Origin of the sequence: Streptomyces sp. NBC_01478 (assembly GCF_036227225.1) — a bacterium.
Classification (GTDB): Bacteria; Actinomycetota; Actinomycetes; order Streptomycetales; family Streptomycetaceae; genus Streptomyces.
In genome coordinates this window covers 2,066,057-2,078,901 of sequence record NZ_CP109444.1, presented here as the reverse complement: position 1 = coordinate 2,078,901, position 12,845 = coordinate 2,066,057, and the positions used below count along the sequence as shown (strand labels likewise).

Genomic DNA, 12,845 nt, shown 5'->3' with positions numbered 1-12,845 from the left:
TCTCGCCTTCCGGGAGCAGTGGTTCCGCGCTCACGCCGTCCATGGCCGTGTCGCCTACGGCCGAATCCTGGGCAATGGTGACGGCGGGGCGGGGGAGCGGCAATGTCGCGGGAGCGAACGCCCGGTCAGGAATTTCTCATGGTCTGTTGGCCTGTTCTTGACCCTGCTCTCAGGCCAGCAGGGTGCGGCCCAGCCAGTCGGACGCGTCCCGCACACCGGGGAGCGCGAAGAAGTAGCCGCCGCCGTACGGCGAGATGTAGTCGACCAGCGGTTCACCGGCCAGCCGCTCCTGCACCTTCGCGAACTGCCGCGCCAGGTCCTGCTGGTAGCAGCAGAACAGCAGCCCCATGTCGAGGTTGCCGTTGCTGTCCATGCCCCGGTCGTAGTTGTAACCCCGGCGCAGGATGCGCTGGTCCGCGCTCTGCGTGGTGCGCGGGTTGGCGAGCCGGATGTGGCTGTCGAGCGGGATCACATCGCCCTGCGGGTCCTGCGCGAAGTTCGGCGTGTCCTTCTCGTGGTGTCCGTCCAGCGGGGCACCGGTGTCCCGGGAGCGGCCGAACATCCGCTCCTGCTCGGTGAGGGAGACCCGGTCCCAGAACTCCACCAACATCCGTATCAGCCGTACGACTTGATAGCTGCCGCCGGTCGCCCAGTCCGGTTCGCCACTGCTACCGCCCACCCACACAAGGTCGTTCATCGCGCGGGCGTCGGTCACCTCCAGGTTGGCGATGCCGTCCTTGAAGCCGAGGTGGTTGCGCGGGGTGCCCGAGGGGCGCGGCGGACTGATGAACCCGTCGGTCCGCCACCGCACTTGGAGGCCGCCGCGGGTGTGCCGGGCGACATCGCGCAGCGCGTGCAGCACGATGTCCGCGCTGTCGGCGCAGAACTGCACGCTCATGTCGCCGTGACACCAGGCGGCGTCGAGATCGTCGTCGGGGAAGGCGGGCATCGCGGTCAGCCGGCGCGGCGCGAGCTTCGTCAGTCCGTAACGGTTGTCGAAGAGGGACGCCCCGACGCCGACCGTGACGCTCAGCCGGTCGGCCGGGAGGTCCGGGCCCAGCGTGCCGGAGTCGGCGGGCGGGGCCGTGATCCCCAGGTCCGCCGGGCTGCCGCCGGTGGTGAGGAAACGCGCCCGCTCGGTCAACGTCCGTAGGAGGTCGGTCAGTTCGGCCCGGTTCTCGGCGGTGGTGTCGAAGGACACGAAGGCCGTGGCGCGCTGCGCCGGGGTGATGATCCCGGCCTGATGAAGTCCGTGGAACGGCACGCTCGCGGCGGTCGGCACCGCGGCCTCGGCGGCACCGCGATCGGCCGCCACAAGCCCGGCACCGGCCACGGCCGCCGCACTCGCCAGGAAGCCCCGGCGGCCCGCCTCGTATCCGTGCTTCACGCGGTCCTCCGTACGTCCGTCAGGGCGGCCACGTCGGCCAGCCGCTCGACCAGTCCACCGAGGTCGGCGTCGACCTTCTCCCGCTGCGGACGGGTGAGTTGAGCCAGGGGCGTCCACTTCCCGGAGCGGTCGAGGCCGTCCAGGGTGCGCTGCGCCCGGTCCATCCACGTGCCGAGTTCCGCGAACCCCGCGTCCCGCGTCTTCAGCAGCGGGCGCAGATGGCCGAGCAGCACCCGGGTGCCGTCAAGGTTGGCGCGGGCGGTGGCCAGGTTGGTGCCGCTGCCGTAGTCGGTACGGCCGGTCAGCTCGAACTGCACGGTGTTCTCCAGGATTTCGTGCGCCCGCAGACCGGTGTCGGCCGGATCCATCCGCTGCGAGGGCCAACTGCTCTCCAACGCGTGGACGTCCTTGGCGAGTTGACCGGCGGGACCGCGCAGGCCGCTCGCCGACTCGCCGTGCCACAGCCCGTACTCGACCCGATGGAACCCGGTGAACCCGGCATCGCGCACCCCGCCCGCGAGCCCGGCCGTGGTGCCGTTGATCGCCCCGTCCGAGTCGCCGAAGGTGCCGTAGGCGGCGCCCATCCGCTCGTAGACGAGATGCGCGGGCAGCCACGCCCTGCGGGCCGCGGCGAGGTCTCCGCGGTCGACGGCGGCACGCAACACATCGGTCTTCGCGGCCAGTTCGACGGTCCGGGCCTGGATCCACTTCTGGTAGGCGAGTGTCGGCGGGATCAGTTCCTGCTGGGTGATCGGCACGGCCGCCGGTCCGCTCCGCACCGTCGAACCGGTGATCCGCACGGTCGGCCCGGTCACGGCGTCGGCGTCGTCGGGCAGACACTTGAAGGCGTACGAGCCGTTCCCGAGGGTCACCCCGAGCGGCCGGACCGTCCCCGGGGCCAGCCCCTCGACCTCGCCGTAGACCGCGCCGGTCGTCGGATCGGTGAGGTACACCTCGGCCGCCGTGCTGGACGTGTTGTGCAGTTCGAAGACCTGGTGACCGGCCTCCGGGTGCGTCCAGCCGCTGCCGCACCCGGAGGTCGCGACCTCGACGGTGGTGTGCGGCAGCCCGGCGGCGACGGTGGCCTTCCCGCCCGAGCCGGAGCCACGGATGGCGAGCACCCCGGCGCCGACGACGGCCACGACGAGGAGGGCGCCGGCGGCGAGCAGCAAGGTCCGCCGACGCCGGGCAGCGGGAACAGGCGACGGCGACACCGGACCAGGCTCGGTCTCGGTCTTTGCCTCGGGTTCGGCTTCGGCGCCGCGCGCGGTTTCGGGCACGCCGGGCCTCCAGGGAGAGTCGTACGAAAGGTGGCGGTACCGGCGATCTTATGAGGGCGCCACGGCCCCCACCGCGTCCCTTGACCCTGTTCTGACCGGAGGGCGGGCGAGAATTCGCCGGGGGTTCACCCGGGGGCCGGTGAACACCACGGTGCGCTGTATGGGGTGCACGGTGGGCTACGGCTGCGCCGGCCGGGTCGAGTCCGGCCGGCTTCTGCCGCCGACGGCATCCGCGAGGCCTGGCGATGGCCCAGGCCAGCCGAACCGGTTGCGCCGGGCGCCGGGGCAGTCGGCCGGAGCCATCGCCGTGACCGGGGCCGGTGCTGCCGCAGGCGCTGCGCGGGCGCGGGCACGCGGCTGGCTACGGTGTCTCCCGCCCCGATCCGCCCGGGCCGCCCCTAACCGGTCCGGAGCCTGGACCACGGCCGGCGGAAGGCGGCGCCGCCCGGTGCGGCAGCCACAAGACCGCCCTCCGCCCCCGGCCCGAACAGGTGCCGCCGCCGCTCCCCGGGAACAACCCGGCCCCGTCCGGCGCTGCTCCTGATACCTCGCCGGGTACTCAGGGAAGGTCGTGGAGGAGATGAATCGGTCAGGGCAGGAGCCGCTCCCGCCGTCAGGTGAAGCGCCGTTGGTGACCACGTGCGGTCGGCAGGTCGCGGTGAAGCGGCTGCTGCTGGCGATCCCGGAGCGCCCGATCAGCCGGGTCACCCTGGACGTGGGCCCCGTCGTGCGCGGCGAGCCCGGCCTCTGGGCCTCACTGACCGCGGACGAGGCCCGAGACCTGGCCCGCCGCCTCCTCGCCCAGGCCGCGTTGGCCGACACGGCTGCTCCTGCGAGGCTGAACGGGTTGGACAACTAGCCGATTGTGCGTGGGAGTCGGGCTCGTCCACTTGGGCCCGGCTGGACGGACTGCCCTGTGGCTCCCCGCCCGAGGAGCGTGAGCGCTTGGGCGGAGAACCTGCCTCCTGAGCCGAGTGCACCGTGGGCCGAGGTCCGTAGCTCGTCCTCTCCTCGCCCAGGCCGCGTTGGCCGACACGGCCACTCCTGCGAGGCTGAACGGGTCGGACAACTAGCCGTTTCTGCGCGGGAGTCGGGCGCGTCCACTGGGGCACGGCTGGACCGACCGCCCTGCGCTCCCCTCCGAGCTGAGCTCACCGTGGGCGAGGCCCGTGGCCCGTCGTCTCCTCGCCGGGCCGTTCTGGTCGCCACCGGCGCTCCCACCGCCAAGTAGCAGTTGGTGAGGGTGGGTTGGACCGACGCCTCCGTGCCGGTCCAACCCACCCACCGCATCAAGCCCCTTGCGTCAGTACCTTCTCCAACGTGCCCACGGCCGACCGGAGTTCGTCCGCCGTGATGGTCAGCGGTGGGGCCAGTCGGATGGTGGAGCCGTGGGTGTCCTTGGCCAAGACGCCCTCTCGCATGAGGCGTTCGCTGATCTCGCGGCCGGTGCCGATCGACGGGTCCACGTCGACGCCCGCCCAGAGGCCGCGCGAGCGGAAACCGACCACGCCCTTGCCGATCAGTTCGGTGAGACCGTCCCGCAGCACCACGCCCAACTCCGTGGCCCTGCGCTGGAATTCACCCGTCTCCAGCAACTCGACCACCGCCGTGCCGACCGCCGCGGCGAGTGGATTCCCGCCGAACGTCGAACCGTGCTCGCCCGGGTGCAGTACGCCCAGCACGTCGCGCCGCGCGACCACCGCCGAGACCGGCACGATCCCGCCGCCCAGCGCCTTGCCGAGCAGCAGCACGTCCGGGACGACACCCTCGTGCTCCACGGCGAGCGTGCGGCCGGTGCGGCCGAGCCCCGACTGGATCTCGTCCGCGATGAACAAGCAGCCCTTGCGGGTGGTGAGTTCGCGGACACCGGCCAGATAGCCCGCGTCCGGGATGATCACGCCGGCCTCGCCCTGGATGGGCTCGATCAGCACCGCCGCCGTCGTCTCGTCGACCGCCGCCTCCAGCGCGGCCAGGTCGTTGTACGGCACGATCCGGAAGCCCGGCGTGAAGGGACCGAAGCCCGCCCGCGCCGACTCGTCGGTGGAGAAGCTGACGATCGTCGTCGTACGGCCGTGGAAGTTCTCCGCGGCGACGACGATCGTGGCCCGGTCGGCCGGGACGCCCTTCACGTCGTAGGCCCATTTGCGGGCCACCTTGATGCCGCTCTCGACCGCCTCCGCACCCGTGTTCATCGGCAGCACCATGTCGAGCCCGGTCAACTCCGCGAGCCGTTCGGCGAATTCGGCCAGCTTGTCGTTGTGGAAGGCGCGGGAGGTGAGCGTCAGTTGGTCGAGCTGGCGGTGGGCCGCCTCGATCAACACCGGGTGGCGGTGGCCGAAGTTGAGGGCCGAGTAGCCCGCGAGCATGTCGAGGTAGCGGCGGCCCTCGACGTCCTCCACCCAGGTGCCCTCGGCACGGGCGACCACCACGGGCAGCGGGTGGTAGTTGTGCGCGAGGACCGGCTCCTCGGCACGGATCAGGTCGGCGGACGTACGGGCACTGGCGGGTGCGGTCATGAGCGGATCTCCTGGGTGCAGCACTTGATGCCGCCGCCGGCTTTGTGGAACTCCGACAGGTCGACGGGGACGGGGACGTAGCCGCGTTCGGCGAGGCGCGCGGCCAGTGCCTCGGCCTGGGGCGCGATGAAGACGTGCAGGCCGTCGGAGACGGAGTTGAGGCCGAACGTCATCGCGTCCTCGCGGGTCGCGAGCACCGCGTCCGGGAACAGCCGCGCGAGCACCTCGCGGCTGCCCGGCGAGAACGCCTCCGGGTAGTAGCAGATGTTGTCCTCGTCCAGGACGAACAGCGCCGTGTCCAGGTGGTAGAAGTACGGGTCCACCAGCGTCAGGCTGATCACCGGGACGCCGAAGAACTCCTGCACCTCACGATGGGCCTCGCGGGTCGTGCGGAACCCGGTGCCTGCCAGGACGTAACGGCCGGTCGGGATCAGGTCGCCCTCGCCCTCGCTCACCGACTCGGGGCGATGGACGTCGTAGCCCGCCGCCTTGAACCACATGTCGTAGTGGTCGGACTCGGCGCGCCGCTCCGGCGCGTGGAAGTAGGAGCCGAAGACGCGGCCTTCGACGACGACCGCCGAGTTCGCGGCGAAGACCATGTCCGGCAGGCCGGGGGCCGGCGCCACGGTGTCGACGGTGTGGCCGTGGGAGCGGTAGGTGTCGATCAGCGTCCGCCACTGCTCCTGGGCGAGATCGACGTCCACCTGGGTGTCGGGATGCATCCAGGGGTTGATCGCGTACTGCACGGCGAAGTGTCTGGGTTCGCAGACGAGAAAGCGCCGCCGGCGCCGCACACGGGTCTCGGGCACAGAGGGGTTCCTCCGCTTCCTGTGATGACGACTGGGGTTGACACCACGGTAGGAAGAGACCAATACGCGCGACAAGCGATGAAGGCTGCGTGTCTGCGCAGGAATGCTGCGTCTTTGGCAGCATCAACGCACGTCTGGTGCGCGCCCTGGTGCGGGGTGGGTGGCGCCCGCCTCCGGGCTTTCCGGGAGGAGGTGGGACAGCACCATCACGCTGATCGTCTTCCGGATGAACGGCTCCTGCCGGATCCGCTCCAGCACCTCCTCGAAATGGTCCACGTCGGTGGCGCGGACGTGCAGCAGCGCGTCCGCGCCACCGGTCACCGTCATCGCCGCGGTGATCTCCGGATGGTTGCGCACCACCTCCGCGAGCCGCCTGGGGGGCGCGGCGCCCTCGCAGTACACCTCCACGTACGCCTCCGTGCGCCAGCCGAGCGCGGCCGGCTGCACGGTCGCCGTGAAACCGGTGATCACACCCGTCTCGCGCAACCGGTCCACGCGCCGCTTCACCGCCGTCGCGGACAGCCCGACCACCGCGCCGATCTCGGCGAAACTGGTCCGCGCGTTCGCCATCAACGCGGTGATGATCTTCCGGTCGAGCTCGTCGAACGGGGTGGTCCTGCTGTTCATGTCGGCACTGTATCCAGCGCGAACGTCCACGCTCGGTACATGTCCAGGCGTACGAATTCCTCCTACACTCCACGTTCATGCTGCGCGCCCTCGCCGTCGACGACGAACGCCCCTCGCTGGAGGAGTTGCTGTACCTGCTGAACGCCGATCCACGCATCGGCAGCGCGGAGGGCGCGGGCGACGCGACCGAGGCGCTGCGCCGTATCAACAGGGCCCTGGAATCGGGCCCTGACGGACCGGAGGCGATCGATGTCGTGTTCCTCGACATCCAGATGCCCGGCCTCGACGGACTCGACCTGGCACGGCTGTTGACGGGTTTCGCGCAGCCGCCGCTCGTCGTGTTCGTCACCGCGCACGAGGACTTCGCCGTACAGGCCTTCGATCTCAAGGCAGTTGACTATGTGCTGAAGCCGGTGCGGAAGGAACGCCTCGCCGAGGCCGTGCGCCGGGCCGTCGAACTCGGTGGTGCCGCACCGCGGATACCCGTGCACGAACCCGACCCCGACCACATAGCCGTCGAACTCGGCGGCGTCACCCGTTTCGTGGCCGTCGACGACATCACCCACGTCGAGGCCCAGGGCGACTACGCCCGCCTCCACACCGACAAGGGCAGCCATCTCGTCCGCATACCGGTCTCCACCCTGGAGGACCGCTGGCGCTCGCGCGGCTTCGTCCGCATCCACCGCCGCCACCTCGTCGCCCTGCGCCACATCGGCGAACTCCGCCTGGACGCGGGCACGGTGAGCGTCCTGGTGGGCGGCGAGGAACTCCAGGTCAGCCGCCGCCACACCCGCGAACTGCGCGACCTGCTGATGCGGAGGTCCTGACGGTGCCTCAAGAACCCACCGAACGCCGGGTAGTTGTCACCGGCCCGGCGCGCCGCACCCGGCGCGCCTCCGGCTACTCCCGCCCGCGCACCGAGATCGACGAACAGACCACCCTGGGCCACACTTACGTCCGTTCCCTCATGCGCACCCAACTCCGCGCCGCCCTCCTGGTGTTCGCGGTCCTCGTCCTCCTGGTCGGCCCCCTGCCCCTGGTGTTCGCGGCGACCCCCGACTCCCACCGCCTCGAATGGCTGGTCCTCGGCTTCTGCCTCTACGCCCCGCTCGTCCTCCTCGCCCTCTGGTACGTCCGCCGCGCCGAACGCAACGAACGCGACTTCGTCCGCCTCGTCGAGGACCGATGAACGAGGACCCATGAACGAGGACCGATGAACTCCAGCTATGCCGTACCAGCGGTTGCCCTCGTCGTCGTGGCGACGGTCCTCGTCGGCGCGTTCGGCCTGCGCATCTCCCGGACCACCTCCGACTTCTACGTCGCCTCCCGCACCGTCGGCCCCCGCCTCAACGCGGCCGCCATCAGCGGCGAATACCTCTCCGCCGCCTCCTTCCTCGGCATCGCGGGACTGGTCCTGGTCCAGGGCCCGGACATGCTCTGGTACCCGGTCGGCTACACGGCCGGGTACCTGGTCCTGCTGCTGTTCGTCGCCGCCCCGCTGCGCCGCTCCGGCGCCTACACCCTCCCCGACTTCGCCGAGGCCCGGCTCGCCTCGCACGGCGTACGACGCCTCGCGGGGGCCTTCGTCGTAGGAGTCGGCTGGCTCTACCTTCTGCCCCAACTCCAGGGCGCTGGACTGACGTTGACCGTCCTCACCGGGGCGCCCGACTCGCTCGGCGGCCTGATCGTGGCGGTCGTGGTGGTCGCCACGGTCGCGGCCGGAGGCATGCGCAGCATCACCTTCGTGCAGGCCTTCCAGTACTGGCTGAAGCTCACCGCGCTGCTCGTCCCCGCCCTCTTCCTGGTCCTCGCCTGGCAGAGCGACGGAGCACCCCGGCACGCCTTCGGGGAACCGGCAACGTTCCGCGAACAGCGGGCGGTTCGGGTCGACGAGACACTCGACCTCAGACTCGACCGGCCTCTCACGGTCACGGTGACCGGCAAGGTCGACGGCCACACGCATGACGCGACGAGGCTCCAACTCCCCGCCGGCACCCACCACATCGAGCGCGGCACCCGCCTCACCTTCGCCAAGGGCGCCCCCGTCCCCGTCGCCGACCGCGGCACCAACGGCGGCATGTCGACCTCGCTGGCCGCGAGCCGCGAGGAACGCCCGCTGTACGCGACGTACGGCCTCATCCTCGCGACCTTCCTCGGCACGATGGGCCTCCCGCACGTCGTCGTCCGCTTCTACACCAGCCCGCACGGCGTCGCCGCCCGCCGCACCACGGTCGCCGTCCTCGGCCTGATCGGCGCCTTCTACCTCCTCCCGCCCGTCTACGGCGCCCTCGGCCGCCTGTACACCCCCGAACTCACCCTCACCGGCGACGCCGACGCGGCCGTCCTCCTGCTGCCCGACCGCATGATCGGCGGCGTCGGCGGCGATCTGCTCGGCGCGCTGGTCGCGGGCGGCGCCTTCGCCGCGTTCCTGTCCACCGCGTCGGGGCTGACCATGGCCGTGGCCGGGGTCCTCACCCAGGACGTCCTCCCGTCGCGCGGAGTACGGCACTTCAGACTCGGCACGGGCCTCGCCATGGCCGTACCGCTGGCGGCGAGCGCCCTGGTCGGCGGGCTGCCCGTCGCCGACGCCGTGGGACTCGCGTTCGCCGTGTCCGCCTCCTCCTTCTGCCCGTTGCTGGTCCTCGGCATCTGGTGGACCAGGCTCACCCCGCCCGGCGCGGCGGCCGGAATGCTGGTGGGCGGCGGCTCGGCGTTCGTCGCGGTGGCCGCGACCATGGCCGGCTTCCCCGGCACGGGCCCCCTGCACGCCCTGCTCGCCTGGCCCGCGCTCTGGTCGGTGCCGCTGGGCTTCCTCACCATGGTGCTGGTGTCCCTGGCCACCCCGGGCCGGGTACCGACGGGGACGGCGGCGATCCTGGCACGCTTCCATCTGCCGGAGGAACTGCGGGCGGAGGTGAAGGCGTGACGACACCCACGGACGGTCCTGGCATCACCATGAGTAGATCGCCCAACTCCCTTACGGAGGCGGCCGCATGAGCGGATTCCTGGCCGGCCTCTGTGTTGCCGTACTCCCGTTGCTCGCCGCCGGCTTCTGGCTCGGCCGGCGCACCGCGCGCCCCGAGAACCTCGGCGGACTCGGCACCCCCGTCGAGCACGCCACCTTCCAGACCCTGCACACCGCCTCCCTCGCCGCACCCCCGCTGCGCGCCGGCCTCACCGGCGAGACGGCCCGCCGCTCGGCCCGCAGACTGCGCACGCTGCTCGGCACCGACGCGCTCTGCCTGACCGACCAGAAGCAGGTCCTCGCCTGGGAAGGCGTCGGCGACCATCACCGGGCCGAGATCATGGAACGGCTCGCGGGCCCCCTGGAGACCGGCCGCGGCGAGGCGTTCCGGCTCAACTGCGCAGCCCCCGACTGCCCGTTGCGCTGGGCGGTGGTCGCCCCGCTCACCGTCGACGACCGGGTCCACGGCGCGCTGGTCGCCTGCGCGCCGCGCGAGTCCGCCGTCCTGGTCCGGGCCGCCGGGGAGGTCGCCCGCTGGGTCTCGGTCCAACTGGAGTTGGCGGATCTGGACCAGTCCCGCACCCGGCTGATCGAGGCCGAGATCAAGGCACTTCGGGCCCAGATCTCCCCGCACTTCATCTTCAACTCGCTCGCGGTGATCGCCTCGTTCGTCCGCACCGACCCCGAGCGCGCCCGCGAACTGCTCCTGGAATTCGCCGACTTCACCCGCTACTCGTTCCGCAGGCACGGCGACTTCACCACCCTCGCCGACGAACTCCACGCCATCGACCACTACTTGGCACTCGTCCGGGCCCGCTTCGGCGAACGGCTCTCCGTCACGCTCCAGATCGCCCCCGAGGTGCTGCCGGTCGCGCTCCCGTTCCTGTGCCTGCAACCACTCGTCGAGAACGCCGTGAAGCACGGCCTGGAGGGCAAGGCCGACAAGAGCCGTATCAGCATCACCGCGCAGGACGCGGGCGCCGAGGCACTCGTCGTCATCGAGGACGACGGCGCCGGCATGGACCCCGACCTGCTGCGCCGCATCCTCGCAGGGGAGGTCAGCCCCTCGGGCGGCATCGGCCTGTCCAACGTCGACGACCGGCTCCGCCAGGTCTACGGCGACGACTACGGCCTCGTCATCGAGACCGCCGTAGGAGCGGGCATGAAGATCACCGCCCGGCTGCCGAAGTACCAGCCGGGCGTGCACTCGGCCAGCCGGCGGAGCGCCGGGTAGCGGGCGTCAGGTGCTGCGCGTGGCCACCATCCCGAGGGTGATCAGCCCGAGCACGACCCAGCCGAACCACAGCCAGCCGTTACTGCCGAGCGCCACCGTGTAGGCCGTCACCACCACGAGTCCGCCGACGGTGATCACCCCCATGGTCTTCGTGGAACCGGGCATCGCAACACCCTCCTCATGGTTCGTTCCCCTCCATGGTGCCCCCGTTCTGCCTCCGAACGGCGCACACGACGAAATGTGTGCCCGACTTCCACGGTCCCCGACTGGTCCAGGAGGCGGCCTCGTACACCGACGGACCGAAGCCGTGGTCGGCCGGCGGGACGTCCCGGGCGCAGGCCGCGTCCGACCGCGTACGGGCCTGGGCCAGCGTGACGCCGGCGCCCAACCGGGTGAACCCGACCACTTCCTGATCATGCTTCCCGGTGCAGGAGACCAGGCTCGCGGCCCGGTCCGAGGGCACGTCCAGACAGTCCCCCTTCTGCATGGTCGACGTGTCCGCGAACGCCGACCCGAGAACGCGACGGCTCCCGAGCGGCCCGTAGACCGGCCCGTGCGCGCCCAGCACCAGACACGCGGCGCGATGCCCGGCGGCCGTGAAACCCGCGTCGGTCGGTACGACGGCGAAGCCCCGCACGTCCGCCAGCTTCTCCCGTGCCTCCCGCGTCCGCTCCGCACACCGATCCGAGCCCACCTTGCGCGCCTCGCCCGCCGACGCGGTGGACACGAACGCCATCACCTGACCGTCGGGCACCGAGTTCCGGCAGGTGGAGTCGACGGCGAGCCGGGGCGTCCCCTCGAACCGCTTCCCACCGGGCCAGTCGGCGGTGACACAGTCGCCGTCCTTGAGCGGCGCGGAGAGGCCGACGGTATTGCCGTACGGCGGGCTGTCCTTGCTCGTGTCCGTGTGGTCGCCGGGTGGCTGGTGGGCCATGGCGTACCAGACGCCGCCGAGGGCGAGGGCGAGCCCGAGCAGGCCCGCGAGGACGGCCTGGCGGAGCCGGGAACGCGGGCGGCGGCGCCGACCGGCGGGGGAGGACGAGGGAGCCGACGGCCCCGCCGTGAAAGGCACCGACTGCCCTTCCCAGGGTGACGGCGAGCCCAGGTCGGTCTGGGTCCGTGCGTACGCCTCCGCCTCCGTCTGCGGCGTCACGATCCGCGCCAGTGCCGCCTCCGCCTCCGTCGCCGAGATCCGTCGTAGCGGATCCTTCTCCAGCATCGCGTGGAGCACCGGTGCCAGCGCGCCCGCGCGGACCGGGGGCAGCGGGTCCTCCATGACCACCGCGGTGATCTCGGCGAGCGGGGTCTCGCGCACGAAGGGGCCGTGGCCCTCGACGGCGTGGTACAGCGTGCAGCCCAGCGAGAACAGGTCGGCGGCGGCGGTCGGCGGCCCGCCCGTGGCCCGCTCCGGCGCCAGATACCCCGCCGTACCGACGAGCACGGACGTCTGCGTGTACCGCGTCTCCCCGGCGTCCGGCTGCACCGAGATGCCGTAGTCGGTGAGCAGGACGCGGGCGTACGGCGAACCGGTGCGGTCCGGCGCGAGCAGGATGTTCGCCGGTTTCACGTCCCGGTGCATCACGCCCCGCTGGTGCCCCGCGGTCAGCGCGTCAAGGACGGCGAGCCCGATGCGGGCGCACTCCGCCGGGGCCGCCGAGCCGTGCCGGCCGATCAGGTCGCGCAGGTCCACGGCGTCCGCCACATACTCCATGACGATCCACGGCAGCCCCTCGTGCTCCAGCACGTCATGGACGGTCACCACATGGGGGTGACCGCGCAGCCCGGCCGCGTTCCGTGCCTCGGCCCGGGCCCGTGCGACCCGGGCCTCCCGCTCGGCGTCGGCGTAGGCCGGGTTGCTGAACACGATCTCCTTGAGCGCGACTTCACAGGCCAGCCGCTGGTCATGTGCGAGCCACACATGTCCCATACCGCCACTGCCCAGCCGGTTCAGCAGGAGATAACGGCCGGCGATGACCCGGCCCACTCCCGAGGTCGGCGATCCCTGTGACATCCGGAGTCCTCCTTCC

General features: G+C 71.6%; 12 protein-coding genes. 5 read left to right on the top strand and 7 right to left on the bottom strand.

Features of this window, described 5'->3' with window-relative positions; translation table 11 throughout:
• Nucleotides 1–169: 169 nt before the first annotated feature.
• Complete coding sequence (gene efeB, locus OG223_RS09395; RefSeq protein WP_329245114.1) at nucleotides 170–1,387, bottom strand: iron uptake transporter deferrochelatase/peroxidase subunit; 1,218 nt, start codon at nucleotides 1,385–1,387, stop codon at nucleotides 170–172.
• Nucleotides 1,384–2,667 (bottom strand): EfeM/EfeO family lipoprotein, encoded by a 1,284-nt coding sequence (locus OG223_RS09390; protein ID WP_329245111.1) that lies wholly within the window; start codon nucleotides 2,665–2,667, stop codon nucleotides 1,384–1,386. The genes efeB and OG223_RS09390 overlap by 4 nt, the downstream gene beginning before the upstream one ends.
• A 631-nt stretch (nucleotides 2,668–3,298) precedes the next feature.
• Between OG223_RS09390 and OG223_RS09385 the strand changes: the two genes are divergently transcribed.
• Entirely contained in the window at nucleotides 3,299–3,526 is a 228-nt protein-coding gene (locus tag OG223_RS09385) for a hypothetical protein (RefSeq protein WP_329245109.1), read from the top strand.
• Nucleotides 3,527–3,956: 430 nt separating this feature from the next.
• Here OG223_RS09385 and rocD read toward each other — a convergent pair whose 3' ends face one another.
• The 3 genes from rocD to OG223_RS09370 form a co-directional block, all read right to left on the bottom strand.
• Nucleotides 3,957–5,183: an ornithine--oxo-acid transaminase gene (gene rocD, locus OG223_RS09380; protein ID WP_329245107.1), complete on the bottom strand. Its 1,227-nt coding sequence runs from the start codon at nucleotides 5,181–5,183 to the stop codon at nucleotides 3,957–3,959.
• A complete protein-coding gene (ddaH, locus tag OG223_RS09375) occupies nucleotides 5,180–5,992 on the bottom strand; it encodes a dimethylargininase (RefSeq protein WP_329245105.1) in 813 nt (270 codons plus the stop codon). Before ddaH ends, rocD begins: the two co-directional genes overlap by 4 nt.
• A gap of 123 nt (nucleotides 5,993–6,115) precedes the next feature.
• Entirely contained in the window at nucleotides 6,116–6,619 is a 504-nt protein-coding gene (locus OG223_RS09370) for an Lrp/AsnC family transcriptional regulator (RefSeq protein ID WP_329245102.1), read from the bottom strand.
• A 77-nt stretch (nucleotides 6,620–6,696) separates the two neighbouring features.
• Between OG223_RS09370 and OG223_RS09365 the strand changes: the two genes are divergently transcribed.
• The 4 genes from OG223_RS09365 to OG223_RS09350 all read left to right on the top strand — a co-directional run bounded on the left by OG223_RS09365 (nucleotide 6,697) and on the right by OG223_RS09350 (nucleotide 10,818).
• A complete protein-coding gene (locus OG223_RS09365; protein WP_329245099.1) occupies nucleotides 6,697–7,446 on the top strand; it encodes a LytR/AlgR family response regulator transcription factor in 750 nt (249 codons plus the stop codon).
• Nucleotides 7,447–7,448: 2 nt separating this feature from the next.
• Nucleotides 7,449–7,808, top strand: coding sequence for a hypothetical protein (locus OG223_RS09360; RefSeq protein WP_329245096.1), 360 nt, complete (start codon nucleotides 7,449–7,451; stop codon nucleotides 7,806–7,808).
• Nucleotides 7,809–7,832: 24 nt separating this feature from the next.
• Entirely contained in the window at nucleotides 7,833–9,545 is a 1,713-nt protein-coding gene (locus OG223_RS09355) for a sodium/solute symporter (protein ID WP_329245093.1), read from the top strand.
• 67 nt (nucleotides 9,546–9,612) lie between these two features.
• Nucleotides 9,613–10,818: a sensor histidine kinase gene (locus OG223_RS09350; protein WP_329245090.1), complete on the top strand. Its 1,206-nt coding sequence runs from the start codon at nucleotides 9,613–9,615 to the stop codon at nucleotides 10,816–10,818.
• 6 nt (nucleotides 10,819–10,824) lie between these two features.
• On the opposite strand, the gene OG223_RS09345 is transcribed toward OG223_RS09350, so the two are convergent.
• Nucleotides 10,825–10,983, bottom strand: coding sequence for a hypothetical protein (locus tag OG223_RS09345; protein WP_019070924.1), 159 nt, complete (start codon nucleotides 10,981–10,983; stop codon nucleotides 10,825–10,827).
• 13 nt (nucleotides 10,984–10,996) lie between these two features.
• Nucleotides 10,997–12,829 carry a serine/threonine-protein kinase gene (locus OG223_RS09340; RefSeq protein WP_329245087.1) on the bottom strand — a complete coding sequence of 611 codons (1,833 nt, stop codon included), beginning with the start codon at nucleotides 12,827–12,829 and terminating at the stop codon, nucleotides 10,997–10,999.
• Nucleotides 12,830–12,845: the final 16 nt, after the last annotated feature.